Source organism: Pseudorhodobacter sp. W20_MBD10_FR17, from assembly GCF_052119765.1.
In the GTDB taxonomy this organism is placed as follows: Bacteria; Pseudomonadota; Alphaproteobacteria; order Rhodobacterales; family Rhodobacteraceae; genus Pseudorhodobacter.
The window spans coordinates 1-17,092 of sequence record NZ_JBGQOQ010000003.1; the positions used below are offsets into that span (position 1 = coordinate 1).

Sequence of the window (17,092 nt, forward strand, 5' to 3'; positions counted from 1 at the left end):
TCAGCGCGTCCGTTATCCCGTCTCGACGCGCAAAATCAACAATGTTAGTCGTTTCCATGGTGGTGTATCTCCTTTGGCTGGGCTGCTGTCTCGCAACAACAAATCAACCAGATACGCCGCCAACCTTCAAACCGCCCAAACACCAGATTCAGTCATAGCTCGACATTGTCACGGTGTTCTTTGAACACTCAACTTTAGATAGTCCAGAAACTTGGACTGCATTACACTCTGATACGCCGCAGGCGTTTGTAGTGCTGCAATGCGGACGGGTGGAAATATATGCGAAACATCACGGGCAATGAGGGGGGCATCTTGGGCCTTGTCGAAGGTCGGACTGGCGACAACGGCGACACCCAAGCCAAGCTTGGCATAGGCTTTCATAACCTCGGGGTTGCTTGTGGTCAGGGTCGTGTTGATCTGAACCCCGCCATTCTCAAATGTATCATGCAGCGAAATTGTAGGTGTTTTAAAAGCAATGATCGGTTCGGCCGAAATGCTTTGCAACGTAAGCGCACGCCCGTCAAACAACGGGCATTCCGGCAACCCAATCAACGAGCGATGCCAGTCGGTTAGAGGGGTCACTATAAAATCGGCAACCGGCAGTTTTCCGATTGGCACAATGGCAAAGTCGTACAGGCCATGTCGCAGCCCCTCAATAGCTTTGTCAGTCTCTTCCACTTGGATGTGGAGGTGAACCAAAGGGTGCATTTGTGTGAACTTTTTGACCGTAGCCGCAAGCAGATAGCGCGCCAAAGTCGGGGTCGTTACCAGTGATAGGCTTTCGCGTTGGGTGCTGTCGGCTTCAGCGCCGATTTTCCCGATGCTGTCATGGTCACGAATGATCCTTTCGGCATATTCCATGATTTTTTCACCCTCGGGCGTCAGGCCAATAAGCCGTTTGCCGGCGCGGCGAAACACCTGCCGTCCAAAGACATCTTCAAAGGATTTCAGATGCTTACTGACGACCGATTGTGATGTATTCAAACGGCGCGCCGCCTTGGACACATGAAAGCCGCAACGGGCGACCTCGACAATCGATTGTATTTGGATCAGCGAGTATCGCATCGATAGTCCCATTCCGAATAATGTATGCAATTTATATGTTTGTTTTTGAATTACCGTTTTGCAAGTGTTTTTCGACATCCAAGACAGAAACACCCCGTGCAAAGGTTAGATCATGAGCGTTCAACAAGGCCTGTGGGCCGTAAATAACCCGACGGGGACAAGCGGCATACTCGGTATTGACAAGCTTGGGGATGCCATTCGATTTTTTGACGCGGAAACCCTTGTCGAACAAAAGGTTATCCCGCACAAAAACCACCATGAACTGGCCATTTCACCCGACCACAAACATGCCTACGCATCCGAGTTCGGTAAGTTTTTCGCCGGTAACTTTATTGAATCCGGCATGCATATTTCGGTGCTTGATCTGGCACGTCAGGAAATCATTCACCGTATTCCGACGGCGCCATTCAAGGGCCCACATGCCATGCGCTTTGATCTGGATGGCAATCTTTGGGTGATCTTTGAAGAGACGGGCGAGTTGGGTTTGGTTGACACCCAAAAGATGGAACTGGTCCAAACCTATGAAATCGGCGCAGAGAATGGCCGCCCGCCGTTCATTGAAATCACGCCCGATGGCCGCAAGATTTATGTATCCTGCAAGCTGGGCAGCATCATCGTTTTCGACACGCAAAGCCGCAAGGTTCTAACGCAGATTGCGGTTCCAAAGGGCACCGAAGGCATCGCCATCAGCCCGAACGGCGACCGGCTTGTCGCGGCAGAAAATTCCCGCCAAGATCTGTTGGTGATCGACACCGCAACGGATCAGATTGTTGAAACAATCGCGCTGAAAGGTGCCGTTCTTAGCAATCCTAAAACCAGCCGCCTTATCCGGCTGCGCTATTCCCCTGACGGAAAGTATTTGGTCAGCACCAATTATGCGTCGGGCGTGATGCATATTCATGATGCCGAAAATCTGGCGGATCACGTGTTGATCCCAATCGCCAAAGGCCCGCAAGGCATTGCGTTTTCCGCAGACGGCAAACACACCCTTATCTCAAATCACGATTGCGGGCTGTTTACCCGTGTTGATTTGGCATCTGGAAAGGCCGTTGATTGCGTAACAGCCGGCAAGGGGATCGAAGCTGTAACATATTACTAACGCTTGCGAACATACCGAAACATGGGGAGGAGAGACCATGACACCTATCATCAAATTCATCCAAAAGCTGATGTTTACCGCGGCCTTGGCTGCTGGCATCGCGTCATTGCCACTGTCGGCAACCGCACAAGACTACCCGACCAAAGCGATCACGATGATCGCCCCGACAGGACCGGGCAGCATCGTCGATATTCTGGCGCGCCTGATCGGCGAAGGCATGACCGAGCAGTGGGGCCAGCAAGTCATCGTTAAAAACGTGGGCGGTGCCGGTGGGGCGATTGGCATTGGCCAAATCGCCAGCGCCGAGGCTGATGGCTATACGCTTGGGTTTGTGCCTGCGAACCTGACAACCCTGCCCTATCTGTATCAAATTTCATATAATGTAGAAACCGATGTTGTCCCCGTTGTGCGTGTTGCCGGTGCGTCGATGGTACATTATGTGAACAAAGACTTGGGCATCACATCCGAGGCAGAGTTCATCAAATACGCCACAGACCACCCGGGCGAGGTGACCTTTGCAACAGCCGGTGAGGCGAGCGCGGCCAACCTTGCGGCAAAGCTGTTCCAGACAAAAACCGGTATCGAGATGACGGCAATCCCCTATGAAAAGCTGAACCTTGGCGTGCTGGATGTTGTCGCGGGCCGCGTTTCAACGGTGTTCGTGTCTGCCGGCCAAGGGATGCAGTTTGTAAAAGACGGGCAGTTGACAGCCTTGGGCGTCACTGGGCTTACCCCCAATCCAGGCGCACCAGATTTGGCCCCCATCGCCGATCTGGGCGTCGCAGGCTATGAGTATAATTCGTGGTTTGGCATCATCGCCCCTGCTGGCACCCCGCGCGACATTATCGATCGCCTGAACGCCGAAATTACGCGCCAAAGCCAAACGCCTGCGTTCCAACAAGCGCTTGCCAAGGCGGGGCTAGAGCCAATCGTCGGCACCCCCGAAGATTTCGCCGCCGTCATCAAAGCCGAAGTTGCCGATTGGGCCGGAATTTTGGCAAAGTAACCTAACAACAAAGAGCCTGTTGCACTGCGGCAGGCTTTTTGCACAGCATCATTACATTTGAACGGGAGATGGGGGGATGAAGCACCTCTATGATAAAGATGTGGTCTCGGGCTTGATGTTTTTGGCCTTGGGGGCTTTGGGCTTGGGCTTGTCGCTTCAGTTTGATTTTGGCGCCACAGCACGCCCCGGCCCCGGATTTTTTCCGACAGTCCTGTCCACGCTGCTCATCCTGATCGGGCTTGGCGTGTCGGTGATCGGGCTGCTTAGGCCTGTTGTAAACTATACAAGAATCGGCTGGCGGCCGTTCGTCTATGTCACGCTCGCCGTTGTCATTTTTGCACTGTCGATTGATCGCTTTGGCCTTATCCCCTCGGTGATTGCCACCACGATCACTGCAAGTTTGGCCAAGACCAACTTTGGGTTGGCCGCACGGCTGATAACGGCTGCCGCCTTGGCCGGATTCAGCGCGGTTTTGTTCATTGGTTTGCTCGGCCTCCCCATCGACCTTTGGTCATTCTAAGGACACGCGCATGGAACTGATTAACAACCTCGGCCTAGGGTTCACGACGGTCCTGACCTTTCAAAACCTGACCTATTCATTTTTTGGCGTATTGCTGGGCACGCTGATCGGGGTGCTGCCCGGCCTCGGGCCTCTAGTAGCGATCGCGGTGTTGTTGCCATTCACCTTTGCCCTTGATCCGGTGTCATCAATGATCATGCTGGCGGGTATCTTTTATGGCGCGCAATACGGCGGCTCGACCACCGCGATTTTGATCAACCTGCCGGGTGAGGCATCCTCGATTGTGACCACGCTTGACGGGCACGAGATGGCGAAGCAGGGGCATGCCGGCAAGGCGCTGGCCACCGCCGCCATCGCGTCCTTCTTTGCGGGCTGCGTGGCCACGGTCATCATCGGGCTTTTTGCCCCGCCGCTGGCAAAACTTGCATTCCAGTTCGGCCCCGCCGAGTATTTCTCGCTTATGGTCTGCGGGTTGATCGTGTCGGTTGTGCTGGCAAGCGGCTCGTTGGTAAAGGCCTTTGGCATGATGGTGCTGGGCCTTCTGTTGGGCATTATCGGCACCGATAGCCAAACCGGATTGCAACGCTTTACCTTTGGCATTCCAGAACTGGCAGACGGTTTAAGCGTTGCCGCAATCGCCATGGGCCTGTTCGGGCTGGGTGAAATCATCCGCAACTTAGAGTCTGTCAAAAGCGGATCTATGCAGGTTTCCAAGGTGACAAGCCTGATGCCAACCCGTCAAGATTTAAAAGATATTTTCCAGCCAATGGTGCGCGGCACGATGCTGGGGTCTTTCTTGGGGGTTCTTCCGGGTGGGGGCGCATTGTTGGCGTCCTTCGCCGCCTACGCGTTAGAAAAGAAAATCTCGGCCACGCCCGAACAATTCGGTAAAGGGGCGATTGCGGGCGTCGCAGCCCCCGAGGCCGCCAATAACGCAGGCGCGCAAACCTCGTTTATCCCGATGCTAACCTTGGGCATTCCGTCCAATCCGGTTATGGCCTTGATGATCAGCGCGCTTGTCATTCAGGGCATCGAGCCCGGCCCAGCCGTGATTTCCGAGCATCCCGAACTGTTTTGGGGCATCATCGCGTCGATGTGGGTTGGGAACCTGATGCTATTGGTTCTTAACCTTCCGCTTGTTGGGCTGTGGGTGAAACTCGTCTCTATTCCTTACAAGTTCCTGTTCCCCATCGTGATTATATTTGCCTGCATCGGGGTTTACAGCATGGGCAACAGCGCGGTTGCCGTGGCCACAATGGCAGGCTTTGGTGTGTTCGGATACATCCTGAAAAAGCTGGAATGCGAAGCGGCGCCGATGATTTTGGGGTTCATTTTGGGCCCGATGATGGAAGGGCATATGCAACGTGCCCTGCTGATCGCGCGCGGTGATGTTTTCACCTTTTTCCGTGAACCGATTAGCGCGGCTTTGCTTATCTTGGCCGCCGTAGCCCTTGGCTTGGTCCTGCTTCCGTCGTTTCAAAAAACGCGCAGCACGGCGTTGGTCGACGAAGACTAACGCACGCATGTTGCGATATCTTTAGCTTTGGCATCTGCCTAGCTGGGCGTACCAGCTGCAATCACCACAAATTCTCCAAGATCAAAGAAATCGCGCGAGGCCATTAACTATAATGGTTTAGCGCGATTTTTTGATTTGAAAACTGCGTGACACAAAGCTGTCGCCACTTAAAGTAATATGAATCGTTGCGTGAAACTTCCATTTATGGTAATTATATATTCCATATATGGAGGATTGCGCAACATGACATCCGTCCCGACAGAGCGAACCTTGCAGGTTCTAGAATATTTGGTGGCGGCCGGTTCACGGCCGGTAAAGCAGGTTGATATCGCGCGCGATTGCATGATCGCGCCTGCAACCTTGAACCGGATTATTCAGGCATTGTCTGATCGCGGGTATTTGTTCCGCACCAGTGAAAAATACTGCGTCCCCAATTTCCGGCTGGAACGGAATGTTCCGATGTCAGGGCGTTACCTTTCGCTTCTTGATCGGGAGATCAAAACCCTAACGCAGGATCTGGGCGTTTCCGCCGAGGTTGTTGTGGTGGCCGGACAAGAGCTGCTGTGGCTAAATTGCTCGGCCCACCCCGACCCCGATGTCCGCATACGGGCCAAGGTTGGGTTTCGGCGGGGCCTTTATGAACTGGATGCGCTGTCGTTGCTGTATCTTGGACGGCTTTCAAAAGCGGAACTGAAGGATCGGTTCTTTTTGGAAGGGTTTTTCAAAACGGAATTTGATGGCGCCCGCCGCATGGTCATGCTGAGCGAAAGCGATGCCACAGCACAAATCCGCCATGCCGGGCAAAGCGATGTGGCCGCGGATGTGGCCCCGAACCACCAAGCCATTCGTCGCTTTGCTGCGGTTGTGACGCGGCCGAATGGCGATTTCATGCATCTGATTTCGATCGCCGACAAGGTTCGCCCCGATGAGGACGAGGCGGCCCTGGCGCAGCGCTATGTCGACAGCTTGCGCGCGGTCAAAGAGCGGTTGGATACCGGGGTGGCCGATGAGGGTGGCCACCATTCCGAAAAATACGTGAGTCTTGCCAGATCGACAGCGATGTAGGTTTGGCATTTTGCCGGGCGAGGAGGCCCGGTTCAACCAGAGGGAGGAATACGACATGAACTTTACACGACGCAGCACTTTAAAAGGTATGGTCGCCGCAACAACAGCGCTGGCGGCACCGGCAAAACTGTTCGCCCAAACCAGCGAAATCAACGTTGCCTTGTTCGGGCACCCTTATAACAACGGGTTGCAAAAGCTGGCTGGCGAATTTGAGGCCCAAACAGGCATTCGCGCCAATATCGATGTGGTCGGTCAGGATGTTTTTGAAAGCCGGATCAACCTGTCCTTTACAGGCGGCACCGGCGAAATCGACGTGGTTCACACGCCGGCAATCCAGTACCAAAAATGGGTCTCGGCTGGCTGGTTGCTGCCTATGACCAATTACCTGCCCGAAATGGCTGGCCTCAATGACATTCTGGCAGGCCCGCTTGATACCTACCGCCTAAAAGGCGAAAACTGGGGGATGCCGTTTGGCGCGGGCACGGGCCTGATGACCTACCGCAAGGACCTGTTGGACGCTGCCGGTAAATCTGCGCCCGACACATGGGAAGATATGCTAGATGTGGCCGCTGCCGTGAACTCGGATGATGTTGCCGCTGTTGCCTTGCGCGCAGCCCCCGGCCAAGGCTTCAACATGTTCATTTTCCCGATGATCATGCGCGCCTATGGCGGCAAGTTCTTTGCCGATTATGTCAACGGCGACCTGACGCCCGCGATCAATTCGCCCGAAAACCTTGAGGCTTTGAAGATTTATATCAAGCTGCTGAATGATTTTGGGCCACAGGGTGTTGGCACCTATAACTTTGCTGAAATTGTGGCCGGTATGCAGGCGGGCAAACTGGCAATGACGGTTGAGGGCACGGGCATTGTCAGCCAGCTGATCGACCCAAGCAAGAGCAAGTTTGCCGAGCAAATGGGCATTGCCTTGCCACCTAAAGGGCCTGTGGGTCGTTCACCTGCGATTGCGGTTCACGGCTTGGGCATTCCGGCCAGTTCGCGCAACCCCGATGCGGCGGCCAAGTTTATCAGCTGGGCGACCAGCACCGAAACTGTGCGCAAAATCACCCTCAGCGAACCCTTCATTGATTTCGTCAACAAACCGCTGACCACCGACACAGACGTCATGGCAAAATACGGTGCGGCGCAGCCTGACCTGCTAAAGCTGAAGGCCGATGCGCTGGATCTGGCCATTGGGCACTACCGCCCGCTGGTGCCAAAATGGGGCGAGATTGGCTCTTCTGTCGGTGAAAACGTCAACGGCGCATTGAACGGGCTAAGCACGCCCGAAGAAGCGCTGGAGCTCGCACAAGATGAGATGAATAGCATCATGGGTCTCTAAGCCCTTTTGCCTCTCGGGCGGCACAGCCTGCTGCCCGAACCTTCACCTAAGGAACAGCTCATGGCGACTACAAGAAATGCCACGGCCACCGTGGAGCGCGACTATGTCCGATTGCTGATACCCGCCCTCATCGCGGTCGGTGTCTTTGCAATCATTCCATTGATTGGGATGTTTGCTTTGTCCTTGACCGATTACAATCTGGTCGAGGGTTGGAGCGGAAAGATCGGATTTCACAACTTTTTCAAGCTGATGGATGATCGTCGGTTTATCGACTCGGTCTATGTTTTGGCGGCGCTCAGCGGGTTTGGCGTCACGTTTCAGGTTATAATTGGCACGGCTGTGGCGGTTGGCCTGCAAAAAATCGTCGCAAACTGGAAGATTGCACGCGGGCTTTTCTTGGTCCCATACGCGGTGCCGCATATCGCTGTGGCGTTGATCTGGCTGTCAATGTTCACGCCCACCCTGTCGCCGATCAATTCATTTTTTGAGGTCTTCGGCATCACTGTTCCGGCGATGCTAACCACCAAAAACGGCGCTATTGCGGCGATTGTGATTGCCGATACTTGGGCGACCTATCCGTTTGTCATGTTGCTGATCTTGGCTGCATTGAACGGCATTTCCAGCGACCTTGACGAGGCCGCCGCACTCGACGGTGCCAACCGGGTAAAAACCTTTATTTACATTACTCTGCCGCTGTTGATGCCAGCCCTGCTGATGGTGACTTTGTTTCGCTTTATCGACTCGTTAAAACACTTTCCGCTGATCTTCGTGATGACCAAAGGCGGGCCCGGACGGTCCACCCAGGTTACGAATTTCTATGCCTATGTGCAGACGTTCCAAAACTCTAACGTCGCTTACGGTGCGTCAATCGCGGTGTTCTTATTCGTCTTTGCCGCCGTCGTCAGCTTTTACGTTGCCCGTTTGAATGCGAGGATTTCCGATGCGTGATACCAGCCTTGCCTATCGGACTAAAAAGTCCTTTGGCGTCCTGATGATGCTCAGTTTTCTGGCCTTTGCCCTTATTCCGGTGATTTGGGTTCTGATCTTGTCGCTGCGCCCCTCCAGCGCCCTGTTTGATCCATTTTGGGAATCCCTGTCAGAGCTGAGCTTTGACAACTTTGGATCTATCCTGCGCTCGGACTTTCCGCGCGCCTTTATGAACAGCTTTATCGCGGCCACAGCCTCAACAACCCTGTCAATGTTGATCGGCATTCCCGCGGGGTTCTCATTGGCCAAAAGCCGGATGGCCGGCAAATTTGGCGCGTCATGGATGCTGCTGTTGCTGCGGATGGCACCGCCCGTAGGCTTCGTTATTCCGCTATTCTTGGTCTATGTGAACACCGGCCTGATCGATACCTATGCCGGCCTAACTTTTGCCTATATGACGCTAACGCTGCCGCTTGTGGTTTGGTCGATGTGGAATTCGTTTTCACAAATCCCCAATGAATTGATTGAAAGCGCCTTGATGGATGGGGCGTCCCTGCGCCAAACGCTTTTGCTGATCGTTCTGCCCGCGGCCCGCCCCGGTGCTGTGGCGGCCGCGATCCTTAGCTTTTTGATCGCGTGGAATGACTTTTTCTATGCGCTGGTCATCACACGGCGGGCGACGGTAACCGCGCCGGTTTCCATTATGAACTTCATCTCGTTCGACAGTGTTGATTGGGGATCGATTGCTGTGGCATCTATTTGTGTCACATTGCCAACGATCCCGCTGATGATCATTGCCAACAAGTATATCGTCCACTCGCTGAGTGGTGCTGTGAAAGGATAACCCAAAATGGGAACCCGCCCGAATATCGTTTTTATCCTGACCGACCAGCAAAGATACGACACCATCAACGCGCTGGGGTTTCCCTATGTGGATACGCCCAACCTTGACCGGCTGGTGAAGGAAGGCACGAGTTTTGATCGCACCTATGTCACCGCGCCATCGTGCAGCCCATCGCGGGCGTCGCTGTTTTCGGGCACTTATCCGCATACCAATGGCGTGTTTCGCAATGATGAGGCGTGGAATTATTGCTGGGTCAGTGATTTGAACACAGCAGGCTATCGCTGCGTGAATGTCGGCAAAATGCACACTTGGCCGGTTGAGGGGGCCTTTGGGTTCCATGAACGCCATGTGACCGAAAATAAGGATCGCGCGCACCCTAACCTGCCGTTCTACCTTGATAATTGGGACAAGGCGATTTGGATCAGCGGGTTTGAAAAGCCCAGCCGCCAGAACCAAAAGCACCTGCCCGATTATACCGACAGGTTGGGGTCGTTCACGTGGGAGCTGCCGAAAAACCTGCATCCTGATGTGTTTGTGCCGCAATCGGCTTGCATGTGGCTGGACCGTTACAGCGGGGCCGAGCCGTTCTTTTTGCAGATCGGCATTCCCGGCCCGCACCCGCCCTATGACCCGTTGCAGCCCTATCTTGACCAATATGAAGGCCGCGAATTCCCCGCGCCGATCCGCGATTATGATCTGGACAGCCAGCCCAAACCGCTGCGCGACTTGCGCCGCAACCATCTGGACAATGATCATGACGCCGTGGTGCATTTGGCAAACCCGACGGATGCGCAAACCCAGCGCCAACGCGCGCATTACTTTGCCAATATCACGATGATTGATGAACAGGTGGGGCTGGTGATCGACGCGCTGGAGCGACGCGGCGTGTTGGACAATACCATCATTATCTTTGCGTCAGATCACGGCGATTGCCTGAATGACCATGGCCATTCGCAAAAGTGGAACATGTTTGAACAATCGGTCCATGTGCCTTGTATTTTCTGGGGCAAGGGCATTCCGGCAGGGAAAAAAGTATCTGACCTTGTGTCCTTGATGGACATCGGGCCAACGGTTCTGGAATTTGCAGAGGTGACGCCGCCCGACTGGATGGAGGCCCAATCGTTGCGCCCCTATTTCGGCGAAACCGCACCACCGCGCCGCGACTGTGTGTTTGCCGAACATGCCCGTGATGCGATCCTGACAGGTACCGAGTTTATGACGATGGTGCTGTGCGACGATTGGAAACTAGTCCATTTCGTCGACAGTGATGAAGGCCAGCTGTTCGATCTGGCAACCGACCCGGGCGAGCGGCGCAATCGCTGGGACGACCCCGACTGCGCGGGCAAAAAGAACGCGCTTATCAGCCGGATTTTGCGGTGGCGGATTCAAAGCGATGTTAGAACCCAACGCTTTCTGAACGTGATTGCCGGCACCGAAAGCCGCCGTACTTGACCCTGTAAAAAGGCGTTTGGCAGAACGTGCCAAACGCAATTTATCCATTCGCTACGGGATTTTGATATGCCGACCATCAGCCGCCCAAACCTGCTTTTGATCCTCTGCCAAGGGGTGTCTGCGCAGGATTTGCTGCATTTTCCAGAGGCGACAAGCGCTTTGTCTTCGCTGGCCGAAACCGGTCAAAGCTTTGATTGCACTCTGCCAGATCCGCGTTCTGGCCCGATGCGGGCCACGATGATGACAGGGCGCTGGCCGCTGTCGCATGGTCTTTGGGCTGATGGCGCGGCCTTGCCGCTGCGCGAAGAATTGGTTTCACAACAGCTTGCCGCTGCGGGCTATGATTGCGGGTTGGTGGGCGCCAGCCATCTGGCACCAGTGGCCGGTTGGCGTACCGAGGCCCGCCGCGATGATGACGGGTTTCGCGTTTGGAACTGGGCGCATGACCCGGCCCATAGGTCGCGGCAAAACGCCTATATCGCGGCATTAAAGGCCCATCATCCCGAAATACATGACCAATTATTTGCCAAATCTGGCAATCCGGATGAGGCGGCCCCCGACCCCGCTTTGGTCGCCGCATTGGCCGCCTTGCCTGAAGAGTTTGGCTTTAACCGCTGGGTTTCTGACAGCTCTCTCGCCTTTATCAACACCCCCCGCCCCGCCCATCAGCCTTGGTTCCTTGTGGCGGGGTTTCAGGTTGTTGGCGCGCATAACGCGGCGACTTTGGCCGATTTAAATGCAGGTGTGGCGCGGCTTGTTGCGGCTCTGCCCCCCGCGTTGCATGACGATACATTAATCCTGCTGACCACAGACATCGCAACCGGAGAGGCACGCACTGCCGCAGACCTGTCGGTGCCGTTCATCGTAAATTGGCCTGGCCATTTGCCTGCCACCACGGCGAAAAATGCGAGTCCGGTTGATATTGCCCCCACACTTTGCGCCGCGGCGGGCCTGACCCTGCGCGCACGGCACCAAGGCCGCTCGCTGTTTGGTGCGCAGGCGGCGCAGGCCCATGACGACATCACAACCCTGCGTGATGGCACCCACGATCACCTGACCCGCGCCAACACCGCGATAAGTGTTGATGGCTACCGTTTGATCTTGGACCATACCAACCGGCAGACCGCACTCTATGATCTGCGCCATGACCCGGATGAGCGCAGCAATCTGGCGGGCGACCCCGCACATGCCGACCGGATAGAGACGATGACAGACCGGCTGCTGTCAGCCCTTGTCGCGCGGGAAGATCTCAGCCAGCCACGGCTTGGCGGATTTTAAGGGAAAACAGCATGTCACACCGTCCAAATATCTTGTTTTTGTGCACCGATCAGCAACGCTGGAACAGCCTGACCTGTTATGGCGCGATTGGTGCGCATACGCCCAACCTTGACCGGCTGGCCGCCCAAGGCGCACGGTTTGACAACTGCTATGTGCAAAACCCGATTTGCGGGCCATCACGCGCGTCGCTGTTCACCGGCATGTATGCCCGCCACCACGGGGAATGGGCCAATGGCGTTGCCTTGCCGCAAGACCGCAAGATGTTCACCCGCAGCTTGGCAGATGTCGGCTATGATTGCGGCATGGTTGGCAAACAGCACCTCGCCGCCTGCGACAGCTGGCAAACCGAGCCGCGCCGCGATGATGGCTACCGCGTTTGGGAATGGTCGCATGGCAAAAACCACCGCTCGGTGCAAAACGCCTATCACACTTGGTTGCGGCAGCATTACCCCGAGGTGTATACCCGCACCTTCCCCGAAAAGGGTGGCAACCAAAACACCCATATCGCCATTCAATCGCGCACTGGCACCCCGATTGATGAGGTGCCGCCCGAGTGCCATTACACCCATTGGGTGGCTGAACGTGCGATCGATTTCATCGACACCCCACGTGATACACCGTTTTGCCTTGTCGCCAATTTCTTTGACCCGCATCACCCGTTTGGCGTGCCAAAGGCGTACCGCGACAAAATCGATGCCAGCAAAATCCCCCCACCCATCGGCGGCATAGCCGAGCTGGATGAAAAACCAAGCCCGCATCGGCGCTATTCAGAAACCTCCTACGGCAGTAAGGCCGTCGGCTTTCAAAACTACAGTGCGGCGGAAATCGCCGAGATCCGCGCCATCTATTACGCAATGATCATGTTTATAGATGATGAGGTCGGGCGCATTCTGGCGGCGTTGGATGCCAGTGGTCAGGCCGACAATACGCTTGTGATCTTTACCTCAGACCATGGCGAAATGCTGGGCGATCATGCGCAGTTGATGAAAGGCCCGATGATGTATGATGTCGCCGTACATGTGCCGCTGTTGATGCGCTGGCCTGCCCGCATTCCGGCGCAAAGCATTGTGCCAAACCCTGTGCAATGGGTCGATTTGTCGGCAACCTGCCTTGATGTGGCGGGGGCCGCCCCGATGGACCAGCAGCAGGGGGCGTCGCTTATCCCGCTTGCCACAGGCACAGCGCAAGGCTGGCGCGATTGGGCGATTTGCGAATACCGCGACTCCGGTGTGCCCGAGGACCCGCCCATTCACACCACAATGCTACGCCATGCGGATTGGAAGCTAATCCTTTGGCATGGCGCGCCCGCCACCGCGCGCGACACAGAAGGTGAGCTGTACCATCTGGCGACCGACCCAGACGAGCTGGAAAACCTCTATGACCACCCCGCGCATAAGGGAAAACGCCGCGAGATGAAGCGCAAGCTGCTGGATGTATTGGCCGAAACTGATATGCGGGCTGCACAGCGGCATCATTTGGTCTAAACTGTAAGGCCTAGGCCCCACTTTGACTACGACAAGGACTGCACATGGAACCTTTGACCCAAAAAATCGGCTGCTGTGCTGGTGCGCGGCAAAAGGGGCCTGTGCATACAGACCAAACCTACCTGCAACGGGCCCAAGATGTTGGCCGCGCCTCTGCCGCTGTGATGGCGGCTTTGCGCGACCGGCTGCGCCAGATACCCGGCGGTTTTTTTGACATGGGTACGCGCAAATCCACGTTTGCCGCCGATCTGGATAGCCCAAGGCGCAAGGTAAAGCTAAGCCCGTTTCTGATGTCACCCCATGCTGTCACCAATGCCGATTTCGCGGCATTTGTCGCGGCAACAGGCTATCAAACCGTGGCCGAGGCAGAAGGCTGGAGCTATGTGTTTCACCTGCTTTTGCCCGATGCCGCCAAGCACCCGATCAGCCCGCCCGGCTTGCCATGGTGGCGCAGTGTTGACGGTGCAAACTGGGCCGCGCCCGAGGGGAAGGGCAGTAACTTTCAAGGCCGTGAAACCCACCCCGCCGTGCATATTGCGTGGTACGATGCCTTGGCCTATTGCAACTGGGCGGGCCTGACCCTGCCAACCGAGGCCCAATGGGAACGCGCAGCGCGGGGTGGGTTGACCCATAGCAAGTTCCCTTGGGGCAATGAAAAAACGCCCAACGGCGCCTATGAAATGAACACATTTCAAGGCGTTTTCCCGTCACACAACAGTGCCGAGGATGGTTGGATCGGCACCGCACCTGTAGATGCGTTCAGGCCAAACGGCTTTGGAATGTTCAACATGACCGGCAATGTTTGGGAATGGGTAAGTGATGGCTTTGGCCCCCTGCCCGCACCCGACCGCGCCCCTGTTTTAGACCCGGTTGGTCGGCCGCAAGGCATTGCAAAGGTGCAACGTGGTGGGTCGTATCTGTGCCACGAAAGCTATTGTGACCGCTATTTTGTGCATTCGCGCACGCGCAACGATGCCGATAGTTCTACAGGAAATTGCGGGTTCAGGGTCGCGGCCCCCGCTGCATAGGATGGTCGCGAATAGCCCCTGCCTAGATTTCATTGATTAGGTTTAGCCAAAGCAAGCATATGTAACTGTTTGCTTTATTTATGCTTGGTTTTTGTCAAACTCTGAACGCGCGGGAACAGCTGGGCCAAAAGCGGTACGATACTCTGTCAAACCTCGTTTTTTCGGTTCATTGTCACCTTGCGACAGCTCAACTTTGCCAAAACTTGGCTCAGGCATTGCACCTAAAAGGGACCTTAAATGAAAGACGCTGCCGAAGAGCTCCGAGACAACACCGCGCTGCCTTTCACGCAAGCGCGGGCAATGCCGCCATCGGTTTATACATCCGAGGCGTTTCTGGCGCTTGAGACGTCGTCGATCTTTGCCAATGAATGGTTCTGCGTTGGGCGGGCCGATGCGCTGGCGAACGCGGGTGATTATGTCACGCTTGATCTGGCCGATCAGCCGATCATCGTTTTGCGCGACAAACAAGGTGCGCTCAAGGCGATGTCGAACGTATGCCGCCACCGGATGTCTACGCTGCTAGAGGGGCGCGGCAACACCCGCAGCATCGTCTGCCCCTATCATGCGTGGACGTATAATCTCGACGGCTCGTTGCGTGGCGCCCCTGCGATGGACCAGAATGAGGGCTTTTGCAAAACCGATTACAGCCTGCCGGATATTCGCTGCGAAGAATGGCAAGGTTGGGTTTTCGTGACGCTGAACCCCGCTGTGCCGCCCGTGGCCGTACAATTGGCCCAAGTTCTGGACCATGTAGCCGATTACAACATGGCCAACTATTCCGAGTCCTTTTTTGAAACCCATATTTGGGATACAAACTGGAAGGTCTTGGCCGAGAATTTCATGGAAAGCTATCACCTGCCAGTGTGCCATGCAGGTACAATCGGCGGCCTGTCCAAGCTGAATGAGATGATCTGCCCACCGGGCGAGGCCGCGTTCAACTATCACACCATCCTGAAAGATGAGTCCCTAAGGATCGCCTTGGCCCACCCCAGCAACACACGGTTAAAGGGCGAACGGCGGCGCATGACCTATCTGTTGGCGATCTATCCCAGCTTGCTGATCACGCTGACGCCGGGCTATTTTTGGTATCTCACACTGCACCCGCACGGGGTGGGCCAAGTGAAAATCGGGTTTGGTGGTGGCATGTCAAACGACTATGCGAACGACCCCGATGCACAGGATAATTTCAAGCAGTTGAAAACCCTGCTGGATGCTGTGAATGTCGAAGACAAAGGCTGCACCGAAAAGGTATATCGTGGGCTGCGGTCGCAGGCGGCCGAACCTGGGCATCTTTCGCATCTAGAGCGCCCGAACTATGATTTTGCGCAATACATCAACGCGCGCATTCAGGCCGCAGACCAAAAACAGGACCAATCATGACCCACACCCGCCTTCGCAAGTTCAATACCAAAGACACCTACCCCGAGCAAAACCTTGATAATGATCTGTGCCAAGCTGTCGTCACGCAAGGCGGAAAAACCGTTTATCTGCGCGGCCAATGCCCTCAAAACCTTGATGATTTCAAAAATATCGAAAGCCATGATCCGGTAGAGCAAACCCATAAGGTTATGCAAAACATCAAACAATTGATCGAAGAAGCCGGTGGCGAAATGGCCGATTTGGTAAAGGTTGTCGTCTATATCACCGATGTGCGCCACCGCGAGGCGGTGTATCGCACGATGGGCGAATATATCAAAGGCGTGCACCCCGTCTCTACCGGTTTGGTGGTGCAGGCGCTGGCGCGACCAGAATGGCTTGTTGAAATTGATGGGACGGCGGTGATACCGGCATGACATTTTCTCTTGTCGCCCGCTGCGCCGATACGGGCATGTTTGGCACGGCCATTGCATCCTCCTCGCCCGCAGTTGCGGCGCGCTGTTCTTATACCCGCGCGGGTGTTGGTGCGGTGTCCAGCCAGAACATCACCGACCCGACGCTGGGGCCATTTGCGCTTGACCTGATGCAAGGTGGCATGTCAGCGAGTGAAGCTATTTTGGGCGTGCGTCATCAAGGGCGGTTCATTGAGTACCGGCAAGTTCTGGCGATTGACGCACAGGGCCGCACGGCCATTCATTCGGGGCCACGTTCTTTGGGCATCTGGACACAAGCGTCAGGGCCAGACGTTGTGTCTGCGGGCAATCTGCTGGCAAACGCTGATGTGCCGCAGGCGATTGTAGACGGGTTTGTGCAGGCCAAGGGCCATTTGGGCGACCGCCTTATCGCGGCAATGCGGGCCGGTTTGGCCGCAGGCGGCGAAGCGGGGCCGATCCATTCGGCAGGCATGCAGCTTTGCGATAAGGTGCAATGGCCCGTGGCTGACCTGCGCTGCGACTGGACCGAAGATTGCCCGATTGAGGCGGTCGCCGTGGCATGGGGCATCTACAAACCCCAGCTTGACGCCTATGTGCAACGCGCGCTCGACCCGCGTGAGGCGCCGTCTTATGGCGTTCCGGGGGATGCTTAGGGGCT

Annotated in this window: 17 protein-coding genes; 16 read left to right on the forward strand and 1 reads right to left on the reverse strand. The window is 55.7% G+C overall.

The features are described 5' to 3' along the window. Positions 1 to 184, forward strand: a 184-nt coding sequence (locus ACEN2J_RS02635) for a hypothetical protein (RefSeq protein WP_442103055.1), incomplete at its 5' end; no start/stop codon positions are given. On the opposite strand, the gene ACEN2J_RS02640 is transcribed toward ACEN2J_RS02635, so the two are convergent. Further along, complete coding sequence (locus ACEN2J_RS02640) at positions 169 to 1,065, reverse strand: LysR substrate-binding domain-containing protein (RefSeq protein WP_442103057.1); 897 nt, start codon at positions 1,063 to 1,065, stop codon at positions 169 to 171. The two genes, ACEN2J_RS02635 and ACEN2J_RS02640, sit on opposite strands and share 16 nt — an antisense overlap. A gap of 112 nt (positions 1,066 to 1,177) precedes the next feature. Between ACEN2J_RS02640 and ACEN2J_RS02645 the strand changes: the two genes are divergently transcribed. The 15 genes from ACEN2J_RS02645 (at position 1,178) to ACEN2J_RS02715 (ending at position 17,087) form a co-directional block, all read left to right on the forward strand. Next, positions 1,178 to 2,164, forward strand: a complete 987-nt coding sequence (locus ACEN2J_RS02645; protein ID WP_442103058.1) for a YncE family protein — start codon at positions 1,178 to 1,180, stop codon at positions 2,162 to 2,164. Positions 2,165 to 2,201: 37 nt separating this feature from the next. Continuing rightward, positions 2,202 to 3,170, forward strand: coding sequence for a Bug family tripartite tricarboxylate transporter substrate binding protein (locus ACEN2J_RS02650; protein WP_442103060.1), 969 nt, complete (start codon positions 2,202 to 2,204; stop codon positions 3,168 to 3,170). A 76-nt stretch (positions 3,171 to 3,246) separates the two neighbouring features. Then, positions 3,247 to 3,690 carry a tripartite tricarboxylate transporter TctB family protein gene (locus ACEN2J_RS02655; protein WP_442103062.1) on the forward strand — a complete coding sequence of 148 codons (444 nt, stop codon included), beginning with the start codon at positions 3,247 to 3,249 and terminating at the stop codon, positions 3,688 to 3,690. Positions 3,691 to 3,700: 10 nt separating this feature from the next. Next, on the forward strand, positions 3,701 to 5,206 hold the full coding sequence (locus ACEN2J_RS02660) for a tripartite tricarboxylate transporter permease (protein WP_442103063.1): 1,506 nt from the start codon (positions 3,701 to 3,703) through the stop codon (positions 5,204 to 5,206). Positions 5,207 to 5,449: 243 nt separating this feature from the next. Beyond that, complete coding sequence (locus ACEN2J_RS02665; RefSeq protein WP_442103064.1) at positions 5,450 to 6,271, forward strand: helix-turn-helix domain-containing protein; 822 nt, start codon at positions 5,450 to 5,452, stop codon at positions 6,269 to 6,271. Positions 6,272 to 6,326: 55 nt separating this feature from the next. Continuing rightward, positions 6,327 to 7,610: an ABC transporter substrate-binding protein gene (locus ACEN2J_RS02670; RefSeq protein ID WP_442103066.1), complete on the forward strand. Its 1,284-nt coding sequence runs from the start codon at positions 6,327 to 6,329 to the stop codon at positions 7,608 to 7,610. A 60-nt stretch (positions 7,611 to 7,670) separates the two neighbouring features. Continuing rightward, positions 7,671 to 8,558 carry a carbohydrate ABC transporter permease gene (locus tag ACEN2J_RS02675; protein WP_442103067.1) on the forward strand — a complete coding sequence of 296 codons (888 nt, stop codon included), beginning with the start codon at positions 7,671 to 7,673 and terminating at the stop codon, positions 8,556 to 8,558. Continuing rightward, positions 8,551 to 9,381: a carbohydrate ABC transporter permease gene (locus ACEN2J_RS02680; protein ID WP_442103069.1), complete on the forward strand. Its 831-nt coding sequence runs from the start codon at positions 8,551 to 8,553 to the stop codon at positions 9,379 to 9,381. Before ACEN2J_RS02675 ends, ACEN2J_RS02680 begins: the two co-directional genes overlap by 8 nt. 6 nt (positions 9,382 to 9,387) lie before the next feature. Then, positions 9,388 to 10,833, forward strand: coding sequence for a sulfatase family protein (locus tag ACEN2J_RS02685; protein WP_442103070.1), 1,446 nt, complete (start codon positions 9,388 to 9,390; stop codon positions 10,831 to 10,833). Between the two features lie 66 nt (positions 10,834 to 10,899). Then, entirely contained in the window at positions 10,900 to 12,111 is a 1,212-nt protein-coding gene (locus ACEN2J_RS02690) for a sulfatase-like hydrolase/transferase (protein ID WP_442103071.1), read from the forward strand. An 11-nt stretch (positions 12,112 to 12,122) separates the two neighbouring features. Next, positions 12,123 to 13,595 (forward strand): sulfatase family protein, encoded by a 1,473-nt coding sequence (locus ACEN2J_RS02695; RefSeq protein WP_442103073.1) that lies wholly within the window; start codon positions 12,123 to 12,125, stop codon positions 13,593 to 13,595. Between the two features lie 44 nt (positions 13,596 to 13,639). Continuing rightward, positions 13,640 to 14,623: a formylglycine-generating enzyme family protein gene (locus tag ACEN2J_RS02700; protein ID WP_442103075.1), complete on the forward strand. Its 984-nt coding sequence runs from the start codon at positions 13,640 to 13,642 to the stop codon at positions 14,621 to 14,623. A gap of 237 nt (positions 14,624 to 14,860) precedes the next feature. After that, positions 14,861 to 16,003: an aromatic ring-hydroxylating oxygenase subunit alpha gene (locus ACEN2J_RS02705; protein ID WP_442103077.1), complete on the forward strand. Its 1,143-nt coding sequence runs from the start codon at positions 14,861 to 14,863 to the stop codon at positions 16,001 to 16,003. Then, positions 16,000 to 16,416: a RidA family protein gene (locus tag ACEN2J_RS02710; RefSeq protein ID WP_442103079.1), complete on the forward strand. Its 417-nt coding sequence runs from the start codon at positions 16,000 to 16,002 to the stop codon at positions 16,414 to 16,416. The genes ACEN2J_RS02705 and ACEN2J_RS02710 overlap by 4 nt, the downstream gene beginning before the upstream one ends. After that, positions 16,413 to 17,087 carry a DUF1028 domain-containing protein gene (locus tag ACEN2J_RS02715; protein WP_442103080.1) on the forward strand — a complete coding sequence of 225 codons (675 nt, stop codon included), beginning with the start codon at positions 16,413 to 16,415 and terminating at the stop codon, positions 17,085 to 17,087. Before ACEN2J_RS02710 ends, ACEN2J_RS02715 begins: the two co-directional genes overlap by 4 nt. Positions 17,088 to 17,092 lie beyond the last annotated feature (5 nt).